Raw genomic sequence first — 24,163 nt, forward strand, 5'->3', positions numbered from 1 at the left:
TCGGCGCTAGACCGCGGCCAGCGCCCGCTCGTCCTCCTCGGCGAAGGTGTCCTCGAGCTGCAGCGGTGAGTAGTCGAGGTCGATCTCCTCGAGGGGGCGTCCGCGGGCGCTGGAGATGGTGCCGAAGCGGCGCATCCCCTTGTCCGAGGCGTACTGCATGGAGTCGTCGGTCGACAGACCGAACGGCATCGTGTCGTAGAGGGCAAAACCCTCTTCGATCAGCCGCAGTCCGAGCGGCATCAGCTCGTTCATCCGCGTTTCGAAGACACCCCAGTTGGCGTCGTCGGCGGCGACATGACGCCGGCAGGTGAAGGTGCCCCAAGCCATGTGGCGTCGCTCGTCGTCGCCGATGCGCCGGACCAATTCCTGCATGCCGGGCAGGATGTCGCGTTCCACGCAGATCTTGTGCCAGATGTAGTAACCGGTCAGCGCCAGCATGCCCTCGACCATGTGGTTGTAGGTGACCGACGCCCGCACCTGGGCGGCCGGTGACGAGTCAACCGACAGCGCATCGAGACACGCCGGCAGTTCTTCGTAGAAGATGGTGCGGTAGGTCGGCACGTCGTCGATGAGGTTGTTCAGGTCCTCGGTAACGCCGACGGCGTCGAGCCACATCCGGAACACCTGAACGTGCTTGGCCTCCTCGAAGGCGAACTGCGTCAGATACATCTCGTCGCCGAGCCGGCCCTCGGCTCGCATCGCGGCCATGAACGGCTGGATGTCCTGGGTCACCGATTCCTCGCCGGCGATGAACTCGGCGCACAGCAGGGTCGCGTAGCTGCGTTCGTCGTCGGTCAGGCGTTCCCAGTCTTCGCGATCGCGCGAGAAGTCGATGGCCGCCGGATCCCAGAATTTCGCATTGCCGCCCGCAAAAAGCTTGAGCGGCAAGCTATCCCAGTTGAGACCGCCCTGGGACATTGAGGCAACTCGGGTTCGATTCATGATGTGACCTCCTCGGATCGCTTTGGGGTTGGGTGAACGGAGGCATTCGGCGCTGCCGCGAAGGCGGCGGCGAGCACCGCGACGAGCCTGCGCACCGCCAGCGCAGGCTGCTCGGGGCTGGGCTCGTCGAGGCCGAGGATCGGGTCCAGGCCGCGCATGTAGGGCGCCAGCGCCAAGTGCGGAAAAATCAGCAGCAGCAACGACAGCAGCACATCGGTGTCGGCATCGGCCCGTAAATCACCGCGCTTCTGGGCGCCCTGCACCAGCGGTCGCAGCACCTCCAGGTAGTGGCGGTGGATGACGCTGCGCACGCTGACGCGGGCGTCGGTGTCGACCTCCAGGGTCGCCGCGGCATGCAGCGAACGCTCGTGCGGATGTTCGGCGAAGTAGCCGACCCAGCCGTCGAGCAGCTCGGTCAGGAATTCGAAAAACGGCCGGTCGGGGTCGAGCTCACGGATCAGGTCTTCCATGCAGACGCGCACCCGCTGGCTGCCGATGTCGGCGATGAACGCGAACAAGTCGCGCTTGTCCGCGAAGTATTGGAAGAGACTGCCCTTGGCGACGCCGGCCCGGCGCGCGATGACGTTCAGGCTGCCGCCGGAAAATCCGTGGGCCCCGAATTCGGCCTCTGCGGCCTCGATGATCGCCGCGCGACGAGCGGGGTCGACCCGCGCCCATGTCACCGTTGGCATCGAACCTCCTTGTTGGATGACCACTGGTCATCTTAACGTGAGGTGCGTCACAGTCAAGCCCCAGTATGACTCGCGCCCGCCGTGACGGATCCGGGACTCGCCAGCAGCCGGATGTGCTGCAAGACCGACACCGACTAGTTACGGGCCTAGCGGCCGAGCGTGAAAGCAGCTTCACGCTCGCCGGCCGACGCCGACTAGCCCGGCTGGCCGGGCGGTGGCCACGAACGCCCGTCCAGCCGGGCGTTCGAGCGGAGAGCTACGGCCGCATCTGATACGCGCCGTTGATCGGCAGCACGTGTTCCTTCCAGACCTGGTCGTAGCGCGCCTGGTCGAACACCGGGCGACGGATCATCCGCATCGCGAACCCGGCCTGCGCGTCGGTCGTGGCGCGCTTGTCCACCAATTCGACCGCGTAGCTGTTGAAGTCGCGCACCAGCACGGCGAAGATCTCGTCGATCAGCGTCTCATCCACCCCGGACAACGGAGCCTCTTCCAGAATCAGCTGCGCGTAAGGCACCGTCGCGAACAACTGGCCAACCCCGAACGCGAAGTCAATGTCCTTCTGCTGCACCGCATCCGGCGTCGCGCTGGCCAGCATCTCGGCCAGCACGTCGATCTGCTCGCGCAGCAGCGCGACGTTGGGCAGATGCGCGAAGCTCGCGAACGGCGCGCGCCAGTCGTGGAAGCGGACCTTGCCCAGTCCCCCGGTGGGGCCCTGGTTGAACAGGAACGAGTCGTCGACGGCCTCGTCGCGGCGCCCGACCAGCGGCAATTCGCTGTCCGGCGCGAACAGGTAGTTAGGCATGAACTTCGCCAGCAGCCCGATGTTGATGTGAACAGTGCCTTCCAGCCTGGGCAGCAGCCCGATCTCGCGGGTCATCGCCTCGAAGATGGTGTCCTTCTCCACGCCCTTGGCGGCGATCACATCCCACAGGTTGGTGATCACCCGCTCACCCTCGCTGGTGATCTTCGCCTTGGTCAGCGGGCTGTAGAGCAGGTAGCGGCGGTCCTCGGGCGAAGCGCTGCGCATGTAGTCGCAGGCGCGGGTCGCGACCAGCTTCATCGCGATCAGTCGCGTGTAGGCCTCGGTGAGCAGCCGCCGCACGTGGCTGAAGTCGGTGACGACGGTGCCGTACAGGTAGCGGTTGGACGCATGGGTGACCGCCTCGTACATGGCGTGGGTACACATGCCGACCGCACCCCAGCCGAGGTTGTACTTGCAGACGTTGACGGTGTTGAGCGCGGCGTGGAAGGCGCCGGGACCGCGGTGCAGGATGTCGGCCTCGGTGACCGGGTAATCGCTCAGGCGATAGTTGGCGACGTAGTTCTGCGAATTGACGACGTTCTTGATCAGCTGGTAGCGATCGTGCTGGGAGTCGGCGACGAAGAAGACGTACTCGTCTTCGTTGCCGGAAGGGTCGGCGATCCTGCCGAAGGTGGAGACCATCCGCGCGACGTTGGCGTTGCCGATGTAGTACTTCTCTCCGTTGGCCGTCCAGCCGTTCTCGCCCGGCGTCAGGATCATGTCGGTCTGGTAGACGTCGGCGCCGTGGCTCTGCTCCGACAGGCCGAAGCCGAACACCTCGCCGGCTTCCAATTGGGCGGCGGCCTTGCGCTTGGCGTCCTCGTTGTCGCTCATCCAGATCGGGCCCAAACCGAGGGCGGTCACCTGGAACGGGTACCAGTAGTTCAGCCCGTAGAAGCCGACGATCTCGGCGAACTCACTGATCCGGTAGGTGTCCCAACGACAATCGTCGTCGGCGCCGTACTCCGAGGGCGTCAACAGCGAGGCGAAGATCCGTTCCCGGCCGACGTGGTCGAGGAAGTCGGAGTACCAGGCCCGGGCGTGGTCGTCGGCCTTCAGCCGGGCCTTGCCGCGGGACTCGAAGAAGTCGACGGTGGCGGCCATGATCTCCCCGGATCGAGCGTCGGGGTATTTACGGTTCAACTGGTTGGGGTTGAGCAGCATGCGGCAGACGGTACGCCGATGTGCGGGGTCGCGGTATCAGCCGACGGCGGGCCGCGAAATCCGCATTGTCGTCGCAATTGCCTCTGTTGGATGATTCCGGCCCGGCCTAGCATCAGCCACGTGTCCGAACTAAATACCGCGCGCGGATCCATCGATACCGCTGATCTCGGCGTGACGCTCATGCACGAGCACGTCTTCATCATGACCACCGAGATCGCGCTGAACTATCCCGACGCCTGGGGCGACGAGGAAAAGCGGGTGGCCGACGCTATCGACCGGCTTAACGAGCTGAAGTCGCGCGGCGTGGACACCATCGTCGACCTCACCGTGATCGGGCTGGGCCGCTACATCCCGCGCATTGCCCGGGTGGCCGCGGCCACCGAGCTGAATATCGTTGTGGCGACTGGCTTTTACACCTACAACGACCTGCCGCTGCGGTTCCACTACGAGGGTCCGGGCGCCATGCTGGGCGGTCCGGAGATCATGACCGACATGTTCGTGAAGGACATCGAGGAAGGCATCGCCGACACCGGCGTCAAGGCCGGGATCCTCAAGTGCGCCACCGACGAGCCGGGCGTCACCCCCGGCGTCGAGCGGGTGCTGCGCGCCGTCGCCCAGGCACACAAGCGCACCGGGGTACCGATCTCCACCCACACCCACGCGGGTCTGCGCCGCGGGCTCGAACAGCAACGCATCTTCGAAGAAGAGGGCGTCGACCTGAGCCGGGTGATCATCGGGCATTCGGGCGACAGCACCGACATCGGATACCTGGAGGAACTCATTGCCCCCGGTTCCTACATCGGTATGGACCGCTTCGGCATCGACGCCTACCTGCCCTTCGAGGATCGGGTGAACACGGTGGCGACCATGTGCGAACGCGGGCATGCCGACAAGATGGTGCTCTCGCACGACGCCAACTGTTACTTCGACGCGCTGCCCGAAGAGCTGGTGCCGCAGATGATGCCGAACTGGCACTACCTGCACATCCACAACGACGTGATCCCCGCCCTCAAAGAGCGCGGCGTCACCGAGGAGCAACTACACACCATGCTCGTCGACAACCCGCGGCGCATCTTCGAGCGACAGGGCGCATATGAGTGAACCGATACCGCCGATCGGTGCCCAGGTTTCGGCGCAGGCCCAACTCGCTCCCGATGAGCCGGCCCTCACCTGCGACGGCGTCACGCTCACTCGCGGCGAGCTCGACCGCTCGACGAACCGGTTGGCGCGCGCCTACGCCGAACGCGGTGTCGGCGTAGGCGACTACGTCACGATCTTGCTACCCAACTCCGTCGAGTTCGTGCAGGCCGCCGTAGCGTGCTGGAAGCTGGGCGCGGTGCCGCAGCCGTTGTCGCCGCGACTGCCGGCCGCGGAGTTGCAAGGCCTGCTGGACCTGCGGCCGCGTGCCCTGCTGGTGGGCGTCGAGCACCCCGAGATACCAAGCGTGGTCAAGGGATTCATCCCCGATCCGGCATTGTCCGATGCGCCGCTACCCGAGGCGGTGTCGCCGACCTGGAAGGCGATGGGGTCCGGCGGCAGCACCGGGCGGCCCAAGCTGATCGAAGCCGGAGTTGACAGCCGCCTCTCCCCGCTGGCGGCCTACGCGATGGGCGCTCAAGATTGCGACACCACCTATGTTCCGGTGCCGCTATCTCACAACACCGGGATCACCATGGCGGCACTGGCGTTGATCATGGGCCACCATCTGGTGTTGACGGACCGGTTCGATCCGCACGAATTCCTGCGCGTGATCGCCGATCATCGCGTCACCTTCATGGTGACGGTGCCGACGATCATGCAACGGGTGCTGCCGGTTTACCAGGCGGACCCGGCGGCCTACGACCTGTCGTCGATCCGGCGGTTCTGGCACCTGGCGGCACCGTGCCCGCCGGCCGTCAAGCAGGCCTGGATCGACCTGCTCGGTCCCGAGAAAGTGTGGGAGTTGTACGGCGGCACCGAGTTACAGGCGCTGACGTTCATCTCCGGCGACCAGTGGCTGACCCACCCGGGTTCGGTCGGCGTCGTCGTCAGCGGCGAGATGACGGTGCTCGACGATCACGGCAACCCCTGCCCACCGGGCGTCGAGGGGGAGATCTACATGCGGCCCGCCCCGGGCAGCGCGCCAACCTACCGGTATATCGGCTCGACGGCGAAAACCCACAACGGCTGGGACTCGCTGGGCGATCTCGGCTACTTCGACGCCGACGGGTTCCTGTATCTGTCGGACCGGCGGGTCGACATGTTCACCGTGGGCGGCCGCAACGTCTATCCCGCGGAGATCGAAAGCGCGCTGTCGGCACATCCGGAAGTCTTGTCCTGCTTGGTCGTTGGCATCCCCGACCCGAACGCGGGCGATCTGGGTCAAGTGCCCTACGCGCTGGTGCACACGACCTCCGACTCGACGCTGGATGCCGCGGGGGTACAGGAGTTCCTGCGCGCCAACATCGCGGGCTACAAGGTGCCGCCCACCCCCGACTTCATAGAATTCGTCGACACCCCGCTGCGCGACGACGCCGGCAAGGCCCGACGCTCGGCGGTCCGCGCCGAGATCATGGCGCGGTTGCCGGCCGTTGAAGCGAGCTGACCCGAAGGCACCAAGAATTCTTCAAGGCCCCGGCACCACGATCAGGGTCATGCAAATCGAGCCGTTGAGCCCGGAGCTGATCGAACGCTATCTGCGATCGCACCAGTTGCGATTCTTCCGCAGCGACGACGGCACCGAATTCATGCTGGTGCTGTCCCATTATCAGCGGGGCAAGCTGCACGTGAACCTGCGGATCAACGGATTGCGGCCCGACATCCTGGAGATCTCGATCAGCCCCGCGGGGTACTACCAAGCCAGCGAGCGCCCCCGCCTGATGGAACTGGTCAACGACTGGAACCGCGACAACCACTGGCCCAAGGCGTTTGTCCGCGAGAGTGCACAGCCGAGCCATTTCAGCGTGGTCGGCGAGAGCGCCTACCTGCTGACCGACGGCATCCACCTGGCGGGGCTGGGCCACTTCATCAGGTCCACCGTGGAGTACGGGACCGACCTGATCGAGAAGATCGAGCAGGCCGTCAGTCTGCCGTCGGCGGGCGCACTGGAAGAGTGGATGGACCGCACCGGCTAGGGCGCGATGGCGTCCGCTTCGGCATCGATCACCGCAGCGGCCGGTTTCTCGCGTTTCTCCCAGCGGCGCAACGCTTCCCGGCACGGCGATTCGACCAGGGCGTAGCTCACCGCCGCAATCGCGAAACCGAAGATCAAGGTCAGCGCCAGCGCCGTCGGCATGTTGCCGGTGAATGGGAATGTCCCGACCACGGGGAACACCATGGCCAGTGCGGCCAAATGCCAGATGAACAGGCCGTAGGACCAGCGGCCCAGGGTGACCATGCCCGCACTGCCCAGCAGCCGGTGCCGGGTGGTGATCCGGTCCAACACCAGCGGTGCGACCAACGCGAACGCGACGACCGATCCCATCGCGGTCTTCAACGCGAACTGCGCCGCGGTCCCCGGTGTCAGTCCCTCCGGACCCGCCAGCGCAGAGGCGGCCACCAGAAACGCGGCCAGTGCGATGGCGGCCATCAGCACCCGCCGGCGCGCCAACCGGTGCGGCAGCCCGATCGGGCTGTGCACCCACTCGGCCAGCAGCATGCCCGCGGCGAACCAGGAGAAAAAGGCCGGCGGCCAGTTCAGTGGATTGCCGGACCCCGAGTGGCCGGCGAAGAAAGGTAGCCAGCCCCACCCCCAGCTGAGCGCCCCCAGCGCGGCGATTGCCGGCACCCGGGCGCGCACCGGAATGCGGCGGGCCAACAGCGCGAGAATCGGCAGCGCCAGATAGAAGCTGACCTCGACCGAGAGGCTCCACATCTGGGTCAGCCCACCGGTCAGGGTAAGCGGCACATAGATCTGGGTCAGGGTCAGGTTTGCCAGCCAGACGGTCAAGCTGGCGTGGTCCGCGTCAGGCAGCAGGGTGAGGATCACGACGACGGCCACCAGATAGGCCGGCATGATGCGGACTACCCGCGATCGCAGGTAGTGGCCGGTGTGCGGACCCTTGAAACCGTCGGGTCCCAGACCCCTCGCCGCGGCCGCGTGGCCACGCCACAGCAGAAACCCCGACAGCGCGAAGAACACCGCGACGGCGAGGTCGAAGCGGCCGAACAGCCGACCGTCGACACCGCTGGAGTGGCCGGTCTGGAAGGCCACATGCGTGACGACCACGCCCATGGCCGCGCAGGCGCGCATACCCTCGACAGCGGGCAGGAAGCTGCGAGTTCCGCCCGCCTGGTCGCCATCGGTCACGATCACAGTCTGCCTGCGCTCTGCTACCTGCCGAATCGGGTACTGCTGTTAGGGTCGAACGGATTTGCCTAGAGCATTGAGGGAGGGCACAGCAACGTGAACCGAGCGGTTATGTTGCGGTTCGCCGCATGCGGGATCATCGGGCTCGGGGCTGCCCTGCTGATCGCCGCGCTGCTGCTGTCGACCTACACCACCAGCCGGATCACCAAGATCCCGCTCAACATCGACACCACGCTGGTCAGCGACGGCACCGGAACCGCGCTCGACTCGGCGTCGCTGTCCAGTGACCATGTCGTCGTCAACCAGAACGTGCCCTTGGTCTCCCAGCAGCAGATCAGCGTCGAGTCGCCGGCCAACGCCGACGTGGTCACGCTGCAAGTCGGCACCTCGCTGCGGCGCACCGATAAGCAGAAGGACACCGGGCTGCTCCTGGCGATCGTCGACACCGTCACGCTCAACCGCAAGACCGCGATGGCCGTCTCCGACGACACCCACACCGGCGGCGCCGTCCAGAAGCCGCGCACCTTCAACGACGAGAACCCGCCCACCTCGATCCCGGTGCGTCACGACGGATTGTCCTACCGCTTCCCGTTCCACACCGAGAAGAAGACCTACCCCTACTTCGATCCGGTCGCGCAGAAGACCTACGACGTCAACTACGACACCCAAGAGGACGTCAACGGGCTGAGCGCCTACAAGTTCACCCAGAACATCGGTTACAGCGCCGACGGAAAGCTGGTGGCGCCGGTGAAGTACCCGTCGCTGTACGCCGGCGACGAGGACGGCAAGGTGACCACGTCCGCGGCGATGTGGGGCATCCAGGGCGTCGACCCGGCCGAGCAGATCACGATGACGCGCTACTACGCGGCGCAGCGGACCTTCTGGGTAGATCCGGTGTCGGGCACCATCGTCAAGCAGACCGAGCACGCCAACCATTTCTTCGCCCGGGACCCGCTCAAGCCCGAGCTGACGTTGGCCGATTACAAGGTCACCTCCAACGAGGACACCGTGGAATCTCAGGTAAACGCGGCCCGCGACGAGCGTGACCGGCTCGCGCTGTGGTCGCGGGTGCTGCCGATCACCTTCACCGCGGTCGGCCTGATCGCGCTGATCGGCGGCGGGTTGTTCGCGTCGTTCAGCCTGCGCACCGAGAGCGCGCTGACGGACCCGGGCCTGGACCGCGGCGACGAGGAGTTCTTCGGCCGCAGTGGGCTCGAGGAACGGGTGCCCGGCGCCGAAGCCGAGACCGAGAAGCTGCCCGCGCAGCATTCCGAGACGGATGACGATCCGCCCGGCTCCGATCCACCGGCGCCGGAACCGAATCCGCACGTCCCGCCCGACCGGGACTAGCCCGCGGTTGCGCCGACGGTGACCGCGCCATGGCGCCGGGCGGTGCAGTGGTCTCTCCCCGGGTATGCGTTGGCCCTGGCGTTGCTGGTGGTGGCGCCGTTGCTGCGGCCGGGGTACCTGCTGCTGCGCGACGCGGTCTCGACGCCGCGTTCCTACCTGTCCGATACCGCCCTGGGGTTGACCGCACCGCCGCGGGCGACTCCGCAGGATTTCGCCGTGGCGCTGGCCTCGCAGCTGGTCGACGGCGGCGTCGTGGTGAAGGTGTTGCTGGTCGCGGGGTTATGGCTGGCGGGCTGGGGTGCGGCACGACTCGTGGCCACCGCGCTGCCCTGCGCCGGCACGCCGGGCCAGTTCGTCGCGGTCACGCTGGCGATCTGGAATCCCTATGTCGCAGAACGACTTCTGCAGGGCCACTGGAGTCTGCTGGTCGGTTACGGCTGCCTGCCGTGGGTGGCAACGACGGTGCTAAAGCTGCGGTCAGGTGGGCCCGGCTTTTTCTCGTTGGCGTTCTGGATCGCGCTGGCCGGGCTGACGCCGACCGGGCTGATGCTGGCCGCGACGGTGGCGCTGGTCTGTGTCGCCGCGCCTGGTGCGGGCCGGGCCCGCTGGCGGTGCGCCGCGACGGCGTTGGGTGCCGCGCTGGTGGCGGCGCTGCCGTGGCTGGTGGCCGCGGCGACGGGCTCGTCGCTGTCGGCCCCCAAGGCCGCGAGCGCGCTCGGCGTGCTCGCCTTCGCGCCGCGCGCGGAGCCCGGCCTGGGCACGCTGGTCAGCCTGGCCAGTCTCGGCGGTATCTGGAACGGCGAGGCGGTACCCAGTTCGCGGGCAACGCTCTTCGCGCTGATCTCGGCTCTGGTGCTGCTGGGTGTGGTGGCGGCCGGCGTTCCGACGGTGCTACGCCGCCCACCGGCGCTGCCGCTGTTGGTGCTCGCGGTGGTGTCGGTCGTGGTGCCGGCCGCGCTGGCCACCGGGCCCGGCCTGCACCTGCTTGCCACGGTGATTGACGCGGCGCCCGGTCTGGGCGTGCTGCGCGACGGGCAGAAATGGGTCGCGCTGGCGGTGCCGGGCTACACCCTTGCGGGAGCCGGCGCGGTGGTGACGCTGCGGCGGTGGGCGCATCCGGCGGCCACGGCGCTGGTGGGCTGTCTCGCGCTGATCGCGGTGCTGCCCGATTTGGCGTGGGGGGTGGGCGGCAAGGTCGCGCCGGTGCACTACCCGCCGGGCTGGGCCGCGGTGGCGGCGGCGATCAACCGGGCGCCCGCGCCAGTCGCGGTGCTGCCCGCGGGCTCGATGCGCCGCTTCGCCTGGTCGGGTCCGGCGCCGGTGCTGGATCCGCTGCCGCGCTGGCTGCGCGCCGACGTGTTCAGCACGGGCGACTTGGCGATCTCGGGGCGGGTGGTGCCCGGGGAGGGCAACCGTGCCCGGGCCGTCCAGGAACTGCTGCTGTCCGGGCCCGCGCCGTCGGCCTTGGCCCCGGCCGGCGTCGGGTGGCTCGTCGTCGAATCGGACAGTGCCGGAAACATGGGCTCGGCCGCGCGCACCGTGGGCGCGCTCACACCGGTGTTCGGTGACGGGGAGTTGACGCTGTACCGGATCGGCGGTGACGCCGCAGGGGTTGCGCCGGCCCGGCGCAACGCCACGCTGATCGCGCACCTGGCGTGGCTGGGCGTGCTGCTCCTGGGCGGTTTTGGCGCGCTGGCCGGCGCGATCTGGCGGGTTAGACGACGCCGCTGACGAACTGCCCGGCTTGGACGGCTTCAAGCACGGCGCGCATCGCCCCGGCGCTTTGCGCCCAGGAGAACTCGCCGCTGCGGGTCTGCGCCTTGACCCCGAGCTGGTCGCGCAGCACCGGATCGCACAGCAGCTCCTCGAGGCGGTCCACCAGCTCGGCGCGATTGTCCACCAAGATCCCGGTTACCCCGTCGACGATCGAGTCCGACAGTCCGCCCGCGCAGCGGTAGCCGATCGTCGGCACCCGATGCTGTGCGGCCTCGACGACCGCCAGACCCCAGCCCTCCTTGCGGGAAGGCAGCACATGCACCCAAGCCCCTTGCAGCACATGGTGTTTGGTCACGTCATCGACATGGCCGTGGAAGGTCACCGCGTCGCTGATGCCAAGGCTGCGGACCTGGTCGACGAGCCGCTGGCGCCACCAGCCGTCGCCGACGATGTCCAGATGCAGTGCCGGGATTCGCGGGCGCAGCTCGGCGACGGTCTCCAGAGCGTCCTCGATCTGCTTGTGCGGGACCAGCCGCGAGAGCACCACCACCCGCGGCACAGCCGAACGCGGGCCTTCCAACGACCGCGCCGGCGCCTCGTCAAGGCCATTGCGCACCACCGCGATGCGCTCGTTGTCCGCGCCCAGCGCTACCAGGTCACGCGCCGACGGCAGCGACACCGTCAGGTACTGATTGCGCCGGTGCAGTCGCGGCGACAGCCACGACTCGACAAACCAGCCCAGCCGGCCGAGTACCGGCCCGGCCACCGGCCACTGCGCGCGGTGACAGTGATGGACCAGGACCACCACCCGACGGCCGTAGAGCAGCCGAGCGCAGAACGGCAAGCCGTTCTGCGAGTCGACGACCACATCGGGCCGCACTCGCCGCAGCGGTCCCAGGCCCACCCGGGCCGCTGCCATCGCCAGCATCGCCCACACATAGACCGAGTAGCGTCCACCCGCACGGCTGATCCGCACGCCGTCGACGAGCTCACGGCGCGGTGCACCCGGGTAGCGGGCGGTGCGCAGCGTGACCGAGACACCGGATGCGGCCAGCTGCGCGCCGATGCGCTGCAAGTAGGCTTCGCTGCCGCCGCCCTGCGGGTGGCCGGTGTCGCGCCAGCACAGCAGCAGGACGGAACGCAGTTCAGACATCACCGGCCAGCCTAACGCGGCGACAACCTGCACTTTGGCCGCGGCGACGGTTTCGGTCACATCCATCACACGGCATCGGCCTCGCGGATAGTGCGAGGTGCCCGCCTCCGAGCGACAAACCGATCGCGTGAGAGTGGCGGTGGCACGTTGTCGCTACGAGGCGGGCACTTTGGGTGCCACCCGACGACGCTGCGTACGGTTGCCCGGTGGCGGTGACCGACTTCTTTGCGCGACGGGCCACGCTGTCACGCTCGGTGCGGTTGCTGTCCGAATTCCGCTACGAACAGCCGGATCCGGGCCGGTTCTACGGCGCCCTGGCCGCTGATACCGCGGCGATGGTCGGCGACCTGTGGCTGGCCGCGCGCGGCGAACCACCTGCAGGCCGCACGCTCCTCGACGTCGGCGGCGGGCCGGGCTACTTCGCCGCAGCGTTCACCAGCGCCGGCGTGCACTACCTCGGTGTCGAGCCCGATCCGAGCGAGATGCACGCCGCCGGGCCCGCGGCGCTGCAGGCCAAGCCGTTCCCGGACTCGTTCGTCCGGGCGTCGGGCATGGCGCTGCCGTTCGCCGCCGACTCGGTGGACATCTGCCTGTCGTCCAACGTCGCCGAACACGTCCCGCGTCCGTGGCAGCTCGGCGCCGAGATGCTGCGGGTGACCAGGCCGGGCGGGCTGGCCGTGCTGTCCTACACCGTTTGGCTTGGCCCCTTCGGCGGGCACGAGATGGGTCTGACGCACTACCTGGGCGGTGAGCGCGCGGCTGCCCGTTATGCACGCAAACACGGCCATCGCGCGAAGAACGACTACGGGTCGTCGTTGTTCGCGGTGTCCGCTGCCGCGGGGCTGAGCTGGGCCGCGAACACCGGGGCGCTGCTGGCCGCATTTCCGCGCTACCACCCGCGATGGGCGTGGTGGATGACGTCGGTGCCGGTCCTGCGCGAGTTCGCAGTCAGCAATCTCGTGCTGGTGCTTTCACCCCGAGAATGAAACATGTTCTCGTTTTGCGCAGGCTTGGGTAGGGTGGCGCCATGCCCGGCGACGAGGCCTAGCGGCGTGACGAGGATGGAGCGGCGGAATATGACCGACATAAAGACCGAGTACGACAAGCTTTTCATCGGCGGCAAGTGGACGGAGCCGTCGACCTCTGAGGTGATCGAGGTGCACTGTCCGGCCACCGGCGAGTACTTCGGCAAGACGCCACTGGCAGCGGCGGCTGACGTCGACGCCGCGGTCGCCGCGGCCCGCGCCGCGTTCGACAACGGCCCCTGGCCCACCACGCCGCCGAAGGACCGCGCGGCCGTCATCGCCAACGTGGTCAAGCTGATGGAGGAGCGCAAGGAGCTGTTGAGCGCGCTACTCGCCGGGGAGACCGGCCAGCCGCCGACCAGTATCGAGACTATGCACTGGATGGGCTCGATGGGCGCGATGAACTTCTTCGCCGGCCCGGCAGTCGACCAGGTGAAGTGGCGGGAGATCCGCAACGGCGCCTACGGGCAGACCATCGTGTACCGGGAGCCGATCGGCGTGGTCGGCGCGATCGTGGCCTGGAACGTGCCGCTGTTCCTGGCCGTCAACAAGCTGGGCCCGGCGCTGCTCGCCGGCTGCACCGTGGTGCTCAAGCCCGCCTCCGAGACCCCCTTGACCACAAACGCTTTGGCGGAGATCTTCGCGGAGGCCGGCCTGCCCGAGGGTGTGCTGTCGGTGGTGCCCGGCGGTATCGAGACCGGCCAGGCCCTGACGTCGAACCCGGACGTCGACCTGTTCACGTTCACCGGCAGCTCGGGCGTCGGTAAGGAGATCGGCCGGCGCGCGGCCGAGATGCTCAAGCCGTGCACGCTGGAGCTCGGCGGTAAGTCGGCGGCGATCGTGCTCGAAGACGTCGACCTGGCCTCGGCGATCCCGATGCTGGTGTTCTCCGGGATCATGAACGCCGGGCAGGCCTGCGTCGGCCAGACCCGCATCCTGGCGCCCCGCTCGCGCTACGACGAAATCGTGGAAGCGGTAAGCCAATTCGTGCAGGCGCTGCCGGTCGGACCGCCGTCGGACCCGGCCGCCCAGATCGGATCGCTGATCTCGGAGAAGCAGCGCGCCCGCGTCGAGGGCTACATCGCCAAAGGCATCGAGGAGGGCGCCCGGCTGGTGTGTGGCGGTGGCCGCCCCGAGGGCCTGGACAACGGCTTCTTCGTCCAGCCGACGGTGTTCGCCGACGTCGACAACAAGATGACGATCGCCCAAGAGGAGATCTTCGGTCCGGTGCTGAGCATTATTCCGTTCGACACCGAAGAGGATGCGATCAAGATCGCCAACGACTCGGCCTACGGCCTAGCCGGCAGCGTGTGGACTTCCGACATCCCCAAGGGCATCGAGATCTCGGAGAAGATCCGCACCGGGACGTACGCCATCAACTGGTACGCCTTCGATCCGTGCTGCCCGTTCGGCGGTTACAAGAACTCCGGCATCGGCCGGGAGAACGGTCCAGAAGGTGTCGAGCACTTCACGCAGCAGAAGAGCGTGCTGATGCCGATGGGCTACACCGTCGAGGGCTAACGCTCTGCCGCCGAGCGTGCGGCTGGCCGCACAGGCGAGGGCTGTCTCACCGCGAGCGTGAAGTTAGTTTCACGCAGAGCGCCGAGCGTGAAGCTAGTTTCACGCTCGGCGCTCTGCGTTTGTGCGGCTGGCACGAAGCCGATCAGCAAAACATGACCGTCGCGCTGCAGGGTCACGGTGTCGCGATCGGGAAGGATCTGACCGGCGGTCTTGTTGTGCATGTGTGCCATGCCACAGTGAACCCCGAAGTCCGAAATTATGCGATAAAGCATAATCCTTACTGTTTACTCAGCTTATGCTCACCATGAGTAAATGACCTACGTCACACATTTCCCGTGGTCTGCGAGTTTAGTTCCACTAATAATTTGCTTAGTAGACCACTGTCTTATATGATTCTCAGCATAATCATGAGCCGCCGGCCCCGGCGCATGACAGCACCCTTAAGGCCGGGAGAAAACCATGTGGATCATCGAACTCAACGTCGCCGGCTATCACTTCACCCGCGAGGTGCCCGACCTGAAACGCCCGTCCTTCCGCTTCAGTCCGCGTAACATGCACTGGCCGGTATCGCGGCATTCGCACGCTGCATGACGTCAGCCCCAGGAGGTACGAAAGTGCCGACTACGAGTAATGTCGTCGAACCTTCGTCGACGAAGCGCGGCGGCACCCGCACCAAGATGCTCGTCAGCGCCGCCGAGGTGATGCGTGAGCGCGGAGCCGCCGGCGTCACGATCGACGCCGTGCTGGCCCGCAGCGGCGCCCCACGCGGCTCGGTTTACTACCACTTCCCCGAAGGCCGCAATCAGATCCTCAGCGAGGCCCTGCGGTATTCGGGGGATGCCATCACGGCCACTATCGACGCGGCCGCCGACCACGGCGCCCGCACATTGCTGCGCGAGTTCATCGAACTCTGGGAGCGACTGCTGACCGACGGCGACTTCCTCGCGGGCTGCCCGGTGGTCGCGGCCGCGATCAGCTCGGACGTAAACGATCAGGATCTGACCGGCGAAGCCGGCATGATCCTGGGCAGGTGGTGCACGGCATTGACCCGGGCGTTCGCCAAAGACGGCTTCACCGACGACGATGCCGCCTCGCTGGCGGTGACCTCGATCGCAGCGCTCGAAGGAGCGATCGTGCTAGCCCGCTCGTCCCGCTCGGTTCTCCCGCTCAGCCAGGTCGGCGAGCAGCTCGAATTCCTGATCAAGGCAAGGGAATTCGTTACCCGCAATGGGATGCCCGGCAAGCAGGACGGCTAGTCGCTCGCCGGTAGCGGCTTGACCTCTTTGAGCGCCAGCGCGGTTTGACCGATGCTCAGGCTCCCCGCGCCCGGCTTGGTGACCAGCACCTCAGCGCCGGCCTCGTCGACATAGCGCTTGCCCATCACGGTGCCCCCGGAGAAAGCGGGGTCGAGTTCGCCCGAGCGCTCGCCACCGATCGGCACCATCGGCACCCCGCCGCAGCGCAGATCGTCGAGACTGTCGGAGCTCCTCACGACGATCACCTGAGTGTCACACACCTGACTGGTGAGGCGGGTTCCGTTCTTGATCATGATTTTTCGTCCTCTACTCACTGCTCGGCCGGTGCGGCCTGCAACCCTTCTAGGTCTCCGATGATTTCCCGCCTGAGGACCTTGCCCGTGGGTGTGGTCGGCAGCTCGTCGCGAAACACGACGCGGTCGGGGGTGCGCGATCCGCGCAAAGCCTTTCGGACATGGTCCCGCAATTCCTCGGGATCGGGGTCGACGCCGGGCCGCGGGACCACCACGGCGACGATCGCCTGTCCCCACTGCGGGTCTTCGACGCCGACGACGGCGACGTCGCGCACGTGGGGATGCTCGACGAGCACCTCTTCCAGCTCGGCGGGCGCGATGTTCTCGCCGCCGCGGATGATGGTGTCGTCACTGCGTCCGCCGATGAACAGATAGCCCTCGTCATCCAGCATCGCGATGTCTTTGGTTGGGAACCAACCGTTTTCGTCGAGCACCGAGCCAATCCCGGTGTAGCGCCCGGACACCTGGTCGCCGCGCACGAAGAGCTCGCCGGTCTCACCGGCCGGCAGGACGTTGCCCTCGTCGTCGCGAATCTCGATCTCGATGCCGGGCACCGGCCGTCCCACCGAACCCAGCCGCCTGATCGCGGCCGCTTCCGAGGCGGACTGCGCCGCGCGGTGGTCGTCGGGCGTCAGCACCGCGATCGTCGAGCTCGTCTCGGTCAGGCCGTAAGCATTGACGAAGCCCACCTCCGGCAGCAGTTCGAGCGCCCGGCGCACCAGGGGCAGGCCGACCTTCGAGCCGCCGTAGGCCAGGTTGCGCAGCGATGTCAGGTCGCGGGAAGTCTCGTCGCCCGTCTCGAGCACGGCGACGACGCGGTCCAGCATGGTGGGCACCAGCGTCGCGGTGGTCACCTGCTCGGCGCCGATCAGCCGCACCCATTCTCCTGCGTCGAAGTTGGGCAGGTAAACCATCTTGCGACCGGCATAGAGATTCGACAGCGCGGCCCCGACGCCGGCGATGTGATACGGCGGCACGCAGATCAGTGCCGCGTCTTGTTCTGCGGCCGAGTCGAATTCGACGGTTCCGGTGACATAACTGGTCAGGTTGTTGTGCGAGAGCTCGACGGCCTTGGGCTGCGACGTGGTGCCGGAGGTGAACAGCACGATCGCGACCGATTCCGGGTCGGGAAACGCGAGACCTTCGGCGGCGGCCTCGGCGCGGCGCGCGGCAGTGAGGAAGTCATCGGAATCCATCACCCGCTTGGACGAATCGCCGAGCATGTCTTTATAGCGGCCGTCGACGATGACCAGGGGTTCGGGCAGCCGCTCGATCAGCGCCTGAATGCCCTCGGCGGACAGCCGGTAGTTGAGCGGGGTGAAGGGCAGCCCGGCGCGTGCCGCGGCGAAGGCCAGCACCGGCAGCATCGCACCGCCGACGCCCACATAGGCCACGTGCTGAGCACCCGATTCCGCGATCACTGCGGCACCGCCGTCGGCCAGATCGCTGAGTTGCTGCGTCGTCAGCCGGGTTTCCCCCGAGACGACAGCGGTGCGATCGGGGTTGCTCGACGCAGCCATCTCGAGAAGCAGCGAAATGCTCATACTCGATCCCTCTGAATCCCAACCGTTTTGCGCCCGGACGCGGACTCTACGAACATAGTGTATCGAATCTCAGGTGCCGGTCCACTGGGGTGCGCGCTTCTCGGCGAATGCGATCGCGCCCTCTTTCGCATCGTTGGACGAAAAGACCGGAGCCAACAGCTTGTTCTGCTCGGCGAACATGGTGTCCGGGTTCCAGCCGCGCGACTCGACAATGATCCGCTTGGTCGCGGCCACCGCGAGCGGCCCATTGGCGGCGATCCGCTCGGCCAGATCGATCGCGGCGTCCAGCGCCTTCCCGGGCTCGGCCAGCACGTTCACCATGCCCAGCGCGGCGGCACGCTCCGCGGAGAGGTTCTCGCCGGTCAACGCCAGCTCCATCGCGATGGCCGACGGGATGCGCTGCGGCAGCCGCAGCAACCCGCCGCCACCGGCCACCAGGCCGCGCTTGACCTCCGGGATACCGAAGGCCGCATCCTTGGATGCCACGATCAGGTCGGTGGCCAATGCCAGCTCGGTGCCGCCGGCCAGCGCGTAGCCCTCCACTGCCGCAATCAGCGGCTTGACCGGCGGCCGCTCGGTGAATCCCATGCCGCGGCCCTCGACAATCGGCAGCTCGCCCCGCGCAAACGCCTTGAGATCCATGCCCGCGCAAAACGAGCCGCCCGCGCCGGTGAGGATGCCCACCGACAGGCCGGGCTCCGCGTCGAGCCGATCGACGGCCGCCGCCAGGCCATTGGCCACCGCGGAGTTCACCGCGTTCTTGGCCTTGGGCCGGTTGATCGTGATGATCAGGATTCGGCCGCGTTGTTCGGTCAGGACCTCGGGCTCGTTGGCTTCGTCGGTGCTCACGGTGGCTGCCCATCTCCTTCAAGAATCGGTCGCATCGGTGGCTGTTACCGACTGATGGTAACCGCCGACGGAAATGGCATTGGCACCAGGAGAGAGTCTCGTTACCGAATTTTGGGGTCGCTGTGACGGCGGGACCGGTCAGGCCGGCGCCATCGCGGCCTCGACCGACGTCAGCTCTTCGGAAAGCCCGGCAGCCCTACGTAATTCGATGAAGTCGGCGACCATCGCCTCGGTCACCTCGTGCGGGTCCTTGACGGTGGCGCCGTCGGACAGCACCGAGATATTGAGCTGGTCGACGTAACTCCACACGGTGATGTTGAGTCCGCTGCCCGCGGTCAACGGCCCGACCGAGTAGATCTCGGTGACCAGTGCGCCGCCGACTCGCCCGTGCTCGCGCGGGCCAGGCACATTCGAGATCGGCAGGTTCAGCACCTTGTTCTGCCCGTCGCGGCTGGACGCCCAGCGGAAGAACGACTCGGTGGCCAGCGGCGGCATGTAGTTCGACCACCGGCTGATCAATTCGGGTCCGACCAGGTGGAACGCCTCCTTGGCGGAGACGGCGTTGTCGTGGCAGGCCTGCAGCCGCTCCAACGGGTCATCGAGGTCGGCCGGCAACGCCACCATCAGCCCGGTGAAGTAGTTGCCCGATATCCGTTCGGGTGAGAAGTCGAAACTCGCCGGGACGGAGGCCAGCAGCGGCTCGGCCGTACCGTCGTAACGCAACAGCAAGGTGCGCAGCGCCCCGGTGGAGATGGCCAGCACCACGTCGTTGATCGTCCCGCCGCACTTCTTGCCAGTCTCCTTGATGTCGGCGAGCGCCAGCGTGGCCGTCGCGAAACGGCGTTCCGGAGTGATCCGGTGGTTGATGAAGGTGGGCGGCGGCGTGAAGGGCATGGTCAGCTCCGGCGAGAGCTTGCGCGAGCTGCGCCGGACCCGATTGATCCCCTGCGCGGTATAGCGGAAGGTCGCCGGCAGCTTGCGGGCCTGCCGGAGGTGATCGAAGAACGCCGAGCGCACCAATTGCGACTTCGACGGCGCGGGGTCGGTGACCTGCGGGCCGCTTTCCGGGGTGGGCAGTAGGTCCATGCCCCGGGCCAGCAGATTGGCCGACGCGACGCCGTCGGCGAGCGCGTGGTGGATCTTGCCGACCACCGCGACCCGGTTGTTGGCCAGGCCCTCGATGAAGTACATCTCCCACAGCGGACGGTCGCGGTTCAGTGGGGTGCTGGCGATGCGCCCGATCGCTTCGTCCAGCTCGCGGCGACCGCCTGGCTCGGGCAATTGCATCGGGCGGATGTGGTAGTCGAGGTCGACCTCGCAATGCTCGCGCCACATCGGATGATGGAACTTCCACGGGATGTCGACGAGCTGATAGGTAAAGGGCTCGAGCTTGTTCAGCCTGGCCCCGATGACCTCACGGAACGAGTTGACGTCGAAGTCACGGCGATCGGGGTCGATTTCGACGACGGCGACCTTGATCGTGTGCATATGCACGTTCGGGGTCTCGCTGTACAGCAATACCGAGTCCCAGCCGCTGAGCCGTTTCATCAGTGCCCCTTCCCCTCAAGCTGGGACCTTACTCAGCAGCTGAGCTAGATGACCTCTTTTGACCTGATCTGCACCTTGGTGCGGTAGATCTGGTTGAGGAACAGCGAAGTGGCATGAGCCGCCACGCCGGCGCGCTCGCCGTCGATCATGTCGAAGCCATGTCCGGCCCCGGGCAACTCCAGGTAGCCGACCATCGAGTGCGACGCCGCCCGCAACCGCTCGACGAAGCTGCGCGCCTGCTCGACGGGGATGACGCTGTCCTTGCTGCCGTGAATCACCAAGAACGGCGGAGCATTCCGGTGCACCCGCGCGATCGGCGACGCGTCGCGGTACAGCTCGGGATGACGGGCGATGGACTTCTTGACGACCACCCGCTCCAGGAACTCGACGAACCGGTCCCGCTCGGGGGTGGACCGGTCCTCCCAGTCGTAGCGGCCGTAGATGCCGACCACCGCGTCAACCGAGCTGTCCGCACCCTCCGGCAACCGGTGCGCGAAGCCCGGGTCGTCGGGCGTGAGCCCGGCCAGCGCGGACAGGTGCCCACCCGCCGAACAACCCGCCACCGCAACGAAATCGCGGTCGCCGCCGAACTTGTCGACGTTGGCGCGCGCCCACGCGATCGCGGTCTTGACGTCGGTGATGTGTCGCGGCCAGCGGTGATAGGGCGCGACACGGTAGTCGATCGCCAGGCACACCCAGCCCTGCTCGGCCAATCGCGACATCAGTGCGGTGCCCTGCATCATCGCCCGGCCGTGCACCCAGGCGCCGCCCGGGACGAAGATCAGCACCGGGGCGGGCTGGGCCGGCAGATCCTTGCGCCGCCACACGTCCAGCACCTGCGCGGGGTGGTCGCCGTAGTGGACCGCCCGGCGGTACAGGTAACGACGCTGCCCCAACGCTTCCCAAATCGGCGGCTTTTTGGCGACCACCGGCCAGTCGAGCTCGAGGTCCGCGGCCGAGACGATGCCACGCAACGCCGCGACCGACACCTCGTGTGTGCTCTCCCGGTCCCGGCGGCGCACGTCGTTGATCCCCGGGGTCAGCCAGTCCTTCTTCAGGGCAGCGAAGGCCTCCGGCGCATGCCGCGCGCCCCACACGCCCATCGCGGTCACACCGCCCAGTGGTTCCAGGTGCTTACCCACCACCGGTAGCGAAGCGCCTGCAACGCTTAGTGCCAGCGCATAGTCGGCGGGACGGGCCCGCAGCAACCATTTGAGACACGGTGTCATGCTCGGGACCCTCGCCGTCATGTAGGGGACTGTACCCCCACCCCGTCGGAGCAAACTGACGTTTGCGTAGAAGTCCTGCAGATGGTCCGAAATCGCTGTGTTAAATGTTTGCTAAATCGCCGGATCTACCGCCCTAGACTGGGGTTTTGCCTTCGCTGGGCGCGGGGCGCCCGCGCGCCGCGCCAGCCGGATCAGGTAGCAGATAGCGCTCATCCCGAACATCGCCGCGGTGAGCAGCAGCCACCGGCCCAGGAAGGGCTGTTGGGTTTGTCCGGTCGCCGCCTCATACGTGGGTCCGCCCTGCTCGATAATGCCGGGCAAGAAGATCAACAGCGTCAGCCCAGCCCCCATCGCCGGCACTCGAATGTAGTTGCGGGCGAGCACGTTTGGCTTTGTGCGCGTCGGCCGCCGGGCCGCCCACAGCGCCCGGTCGGCCAACGCGTAGAGCGGGAAGAACAGCAGATCGTGAACGACCACGGCAGCGGCGAACCAGACCGCGATCGACTGCCACCAGGTGCCGGAGTTCCACAGTGTCGCCGGTTTGAAGACGACCAGGATGTAGCCCAGCAACGCGAAGCCGGACAGCATCGTCAGCAGGTGCAGCGGATGCGATCCGTAGATCGTGGCGAAACGTGTTGCGATTCTTGGCATCTCAACCACCCTGGAATTCGATGCCGGCCACCCACTTGGTGTTGTGCACACCAGGCAGCGCGGGCACGATGATCCGGGCTGGATAGCCGTGGTCCAGGGACAAGTCGGCGCCGTTGACCCGCAACGCCAGCAGCGCCTCGGGGTCGCCAATCTGGTTGGCTTGCAACGTCGCCTGCCCGAACGCACCGCCTCGCTGCAGGGATATCACTCGCGCCGAGCGCGGCGCGGGTACGCCCGCGATGCGGGCCAGCTCGGCCAGCCGGACGCCGCTCCAGGTCTGTACGGTCGACCATCCTTCGACGCACGCGATCGGCAGACGCGCGGTGGTCTGCGGCATGGCGGCCAGTGCGGCGCGGTCCAACGCGATCGGCGTGAGCCCGCCGCGCAGTACCAATGACCAACTCTCGCCGACACTTTCGCGGCTGATGCCCGCGGCGACCGCGGTCTTGTTCACCGGAAAATCACCCCGGCCCCGCCCACGTGGCAGCAGCAGGGCGGCGCCGCGGGAGGCCCCGCCGAGAGTCTGGCCGACGGTGAGGATCGCGATCAGCATGACGCCGCTGCCGACCAACGCAAGGGCGCCGCGCCTGCTCATCGTCGGTTCGGCCGGGTCGGTGGCCACCAAGCCGTCGGCATCGGGCGGCTCCGGCCGGGTGTCGGCGCGGCCGGTGCGCAACACCTCGCGCAACGGCATCGACCGCAATCCGGTGACCATGCGTGGCAGCTTGATCGCGATATGCATCAGGAACCCGGTGATGAAGACCCACGCGCCGAAGTAGTGCGCGTCGTAGAAGCTGAACCCGAAGATGTAGTCGTACTGGATGTTCAGCACGCCCGTGACGATCTCGAACAGGATCCCGCCGACCAGCAGCGCCAGCGACACTCGCTCCAGCAACTGGGCGACCGAGCGTGCCGGCGGCCAGACGAACAGCCGCGGGATCACCGACCACAGCTTGGCCAGCACTACCGGGATGATCACGAGTCCAAGACCCACGTGCAGGCCCTGCGTCAGCCGGTACAACCACGACGGGCGGGTAGGCCAAACGAACAACGGAAGTCGCAGCCAGCCGACGTCGGCCGGGATGGCCTGGCCGAATTCCGGCGCGTAGGCGATGTAGGACAGCAGCCCGGTGAGGGTGATGATCGGCAGTGCCACCAACAGCACCAGCCCGAACACCGACGTCAGCCATGGGCCGCGCAGCGGACTGCGGAACCTGGCGCCCAAGCCGTTCACGGCGCCGCCAGGCTCGCAATCACCCGACCGCTGATCAGCCGAACGCCGGTTAGCGTCAGTCCGACCTGGGTCGCCAGCGCCGCGGCGCTGTCCACCCCGACAGATGCCCAGCGGAACCACGGACCCACGTCGCACGCCGACTCCAGCCGCACCCAGCGCGCCCGGATGCCGATCGCGTCGGCGTCGAACTCGGCCACGCAGCGACCACCGCGGCGCAGCAGCTCGGCCGCGCGCGCCAGAATCCGCCGCGGGTCCCCGCCCAGGCCGACATTGCCGTCGACCAGCAGCACCGTCTGCCAGCGGCCCATGCCGGGCAGCGGCTCGAACACGTCGCCCAGCAGGGCCGGCGCGCCGCCGCGCCCGGCCAGCCGGATCGCGGTCGCGGACCGGTCGATGCCGAGTGCGGGTATCCCCCGCTCAAACAGCCGCGCCACCAACCTTCCCGGCCCGCAGCCGAGCTCGATCGTCGGCCCGCTGCACATCTGGGTGACGGCTTCGTCGAAGACCTCGTCAAGGTCATCGACCAAACCTCCGTTCGGGGAGCACCGTGCGCCCAGCCAGCGGTGCGCCGGCAGCACCCGAACCTCGCCGTCGTCATGACGAATCCAGCACCGCTCACCGCCGAGCGCCCGGTCGTAGAGTTGCCCCAGCATGTCCGCCTTTCGCATCGCGTCCGACCAGGGCGACCCGGAATTCCGGGCCACTGGAGGGTGTTGCAACCGAACCCGCACCCCACTTACACGGACTACGCCAGCGTTTGGATCATCCGGATCGATAGCAATCCCTCGTCAGCTAACCAGGCTGAAGAGGGTCGGTCTACCATCCGGTCGAAACGGTCCGCCGAAGTGATTCGGCGCCGAGGCGAGCTTGGACGGGTCCGGAGTCAACCGTTGACTCACCCCA

Annotated in this window: 23 protein-coding genes; 9 read left to right on the top strand and 14 right to left on the bottom strand. The window is 67.3% G+C overall.

Annotated elements, in window-relative coordinates; translation table 11 throughout:
* Positions 1-6: 6 nt before the first annotated feature.
* The 3 genes from AAHS21_RS03355 to AAHS21_RS03365 all read right to left on the bottom strand — a co-directional run bounded on the left by AAHS21_RS03355 (position 7) and on the right by AAHS21_RS03365 (position 3,603).
* Positions 7-942, bottom strand: a complete 936-nt coding sequence (locus tag AAHS21_RS03355) for a R2-like ligand-binding oxidase (RefSeq protein WP_096283950.1) — start codon at positions 940-942, stop codon at positions 7-9.
* Entirely contained in the window at positions 939-1,634 is a 696-nt protein-coding gene (locus AAHS21_RS03360; protein WP_342926267.1) for a TetR/AcrR family transcriptional regulator, read from the bottom strand. The genes AAHS21_RS03355 and AAHS21_RS03360 overlap by 4 nt, the downstream gene beginning before the upstream one ends.
* A gap of 256 nt (positions 1,635-1,890) precedes the next feature.
* Positions 1,891-3,603 carry an acyl-CoA dehydrogenase family protein gene (locus AAHS21_RS03365; protein WP_342926268.1) on the bottom strand — a complete coding sequence of 571 codons (1,713 nt, stop codon included), beginning with the start codon at positions 3,601-3,603 and terminating at the stop codon, positions 1,891-1,893.
* 120 nt (positions 3,604-3,723) lie between these two features.
* On the opposite strand from AAHS21_RS03365, the gene AAHS21_RS03370 reads away from it, so the two are divergent.
* Genes AAHS21_RS03370 through AAHS21_RS03380 form a run of 3 tightly spaced genes read left to right on the top strand, consistent with a single transcriptional unit; the run spans position 3,724 to position 6,716 of the window.
* The gene (locus AAHS21_RS03370; protein ID WP_342926269.1) at positions 3,724-4,704 is read left to right on the top strand and encodes a phosphotriesterase-related protein; all 981 of its coding nucleotides are present in this window, start codon (positions 3,724-3,726) and stop codon (positions 4,702-4,704) included.
* Entirely contained in the window at positions 4,697-6,187 is a 1,491-nt protein-coding gene (locus AAHS21_RS03375; protein WP_342926270.1) for an AMP-binding protein, read from the top strand. Before AAHS21_RS03370 ends, AAHS21_RS03375 begins: the two co-directional genes overlap by 8 nt.
* A gap of 49 nt (positions 6,188-6,236) precedes the next feature.
* Positions 6,237-6,716, top strand: a complete 480-nt coding sequence (locus tag AAHS21_RS03380; protein WP_342926271.1) for a YbjN domain-containing protein — start codon at positions 6,237-6,239, stop codon at positions 6,714-6,716.
* Here AAHS21_RS03380 and AAHS21_RS03385 read toward each other — a convergent pair.
* Positions 6,713-7,897: an acyltransferase gene (locus AAHS21_RS03385; RefSeq protein WP_342926272.1), complete on the bottom strand. Its 1,185-nt coding sequence runs from the start codon at positions 7,895-7,897 to the stop codon at positions 6,713-6,715. The genes AAHS21_RS03380 and AAHS21_RS03385 overlap by 4 nt on opposite strands.
* 90 nt (positions 7,898-7,987) lie before the next feature.
* On the opposite strand from AAHS21_RS03385, the gene AAHS21_RS03390 reads away from it, so the two are divergent.
* Complete coding sequence (locus tag AAHS21_RS03390; protein ID WP_342926273.1) at positions 7,988-9,241, top strand: DUF3068 domain-containing protein; 1,254 nt, start codon at positions 7,988-7,990, stop codon at positions 9,239-9,241.
* Between the two features lie 42 nt (positions 9,242-9,283).
* The gene (locus tag AAHS21_RS03395; protein WP_342926561.1) at positions 9,284-10,972 is read left to right on the top strand and encodes a hypothetical protein; all 1,689 of its coding nucleotides are present in this window, start codon (positions 9,284-9,286) and stop codon (positions 10,970-10,972) included.
* Here the strand turns inward: AAHS21_RS03395 and AAHS21_RS03400 are convergent.
* Positions 10,956-12,110, bottom strand: a complete 1,155-nt coding sequence (locus AAHS21_RS03400) for a glycosyltransferase family 4 protein (RefSeq protein WP_342926562.1) — start codon at positions 12,108-12,110, stop codon at positions 10,956-10,958. The two genes, AAHS21_RS03395 and AAHS21_RS03400, sit on opposite strands and share 17 nt — an antisense overlap.
* 206 nt (positions 12,111-12,316) lie before the next feature.
* Between AAHS21_RS03400 and AAHS21_RS03405 the strand changes: the two genes are divergently transcribed.
* The gene (locus tag AAHS21_RS03405; protein WP_342926274.1) at positions 12,317-13,096 is read left to right on the top strand and encodes a class I SAM-dependent methyltransferase; all 780 of its coding nucleotides are present in this window, start codon (positions 12,317-12,319) and stop codon (positions 13,094-13,096) included.
* A gap of 90 nt (positions 13,097-13,186) precedes the next feature.
* The gene (locus AAHS21_RS03410; RefSeq protein ID WP_342926275.1) at positions 13,187-14,656 is read left to right on the top strand and encodes an aldehyde dehydrogenase; all 1,470 of its coding nucleotides are present in this window, start codon (positions 13,187-13,189) and stop codon (positions 14,654-14,656) included.
* Here the strand turns inward: AAHS21_RS03410 and AAHS21_RS03415 are convergent.
* On the bottom strand, positions 14,653-14,877 hold the full coding sequence (locus tag AAHS21_RS03415) for a hypothetical protein (RefSeq protein ID WP_342926276.1): 225 nt from the start codon (positions 14,875-14,877) through the stop codon (positions 14,653-14,655). The genes AAHS21_RS03410 and AAHS21_RS03415 overlap by 4 nt on opposite strands.
* A 238-nt stretch (positions 14,878-15,115) precedes the next feature.
* On the opposite strand from AAHS21_RS03415, the gene AAHS21_RS03420 reads away from it, so the two are divergent.
* Together AAHS21_RS03420 and AAHS21_RS03425 are read left to right on the top strand one after the other, a co-directional pair.
* Positions 15,116-15,247, top strand: coding sequence for a hypothetical protein (locus AAHS21_RS03420; protein WP_279304274.1), 132 nt, complete (start codon positions 15,116-15,118; stop codon positions 15,245-15,247).
* A gap of 86 nt (positions 15,248-15,333) precedes the next feature.
* On the top strand, positions 15,334-15,912 hold the full coding sequence (locus AAHS21_RS03425) for a TetR/AcrR family transcriptional regulator (protein WP_342926563.1): 579 nt from the start codon (positions 15,334-15,336) through the stop codon (positions 15,910-15,912).
* On the opposite strand, the gene AAHS21_RS03430 is transcribed toward AAHS21_RS03425, so the two are convergent.
* From AAHS21_RS03430 to AAHS21_RS03465, 8 genes are all read right to left on the bottom strand, one after another.
* Positions 15,909-16,205: a hypothetical protein gene (locus AAHS21_RS03430; RefSeq protein WP_342926277.1), complete on the bottom strand. Its 297-nt coding sequence runs from the start codon at positions 16,203-16,205 to the stop codon at positions 15,909-15,911. The two genes, AAHS21_RS03425 and AAHS21_RS03430, sit on opposite strands and share 4 nt — an antisense overlap.
* A gap of 17 nt (positions 16,206-16,222) precedes the next feature.
* On the bottom strand, positions 16,223-17,749 hold the full coding sequence (locus tag AAHS21_RS03435) for an AMP-binding protein (RefSeq protein WP_342926278.1): 1,527 nt from the start codon (positions 17,747-17,749) through the stop codon (positions 16,223-16,225).
* 69 nt (positions 17,750-17,818) lie between these two features.
* Entirely contained in the window at positions 17,819-18,598 is a 780-nt protein-coding gene (locus tag AAHS21_RS03440) for a crotonase/enoyl-CoA hydratase family protein (RefSeq protein ID WP_342926279.1), read from the bottom strand.
* Between the two features lie 138 nt (positions 18,599-18,736).
* Positions 18,737-20,146: a wax ester/triacylglycerol synthase family O-acyltransferase gene (locus AAHS21_RS03445; protein ID WP_342926280.1), complete on the bottom strand. Its 1,410-nt coding sequence runs from the start codon at positions 20,144-20,146 to the stop codon at positions 18,737-18,739.
* A gap of 44 nt (positions 20,147-20,190) precedes the next feature.
* Positions 20,191-21,396, bottom strand: coding sequence for an alpha/beta hydrolase (locus AAHS21_RS03450; protein ID WP_342926281.1), 1,206 nt, complete (start codon positions 21,394-21,396; stop codon positions 20,191-20,193).
* Positions 21,397-21,486: 90 nt separating this feature from the next.
* A complete protein-coding gene (locus tag AAHS21_RS03455) occupies positions 21,487-22,026 on the bottom strand; it encodes a hypothetical protein (RefSeq protein WP_342926282.1) in 540 nt (179 codons plus the stop codon).
* Position 22,027: 1 nt separating this feature from the next.
* On the bottom strand, positions 22,028-23,260 hold the full coding sequence (locus AAHS21_RS03460) for a molybdopterin-dependent oxidoreductase (RefSeq protein WP_342926283.1): 1,233 nt from the start codon (positions 23,258-23,260) through the stop codon (positions 22,028-22,030).
* A complete protein-coding gene (locus AAHS21_RS03465) occupies positions 23,257-23,913 on the bottom strand; it encodes a methyltransferase domain-containing protein (protein WP_342926564.1) in 657 nt (218 codons plus the stop codon). The genes AAHS21_RS03460 and AAHS21_RS03465 overlap by 4 nt, the downstream gene beginning before the upstream one ends.
* Positions 23,914-24,163 lie beyond the last annotated feature (250 nt).

The organism is Mycobacterium sp. 050272 (assembly GCF_039023525.1).
GTDB lineage: Bacteria > Actinomycetota > Actinomycetes > Mycobacteriales > Mycobacteriaceae > Mycobacterium.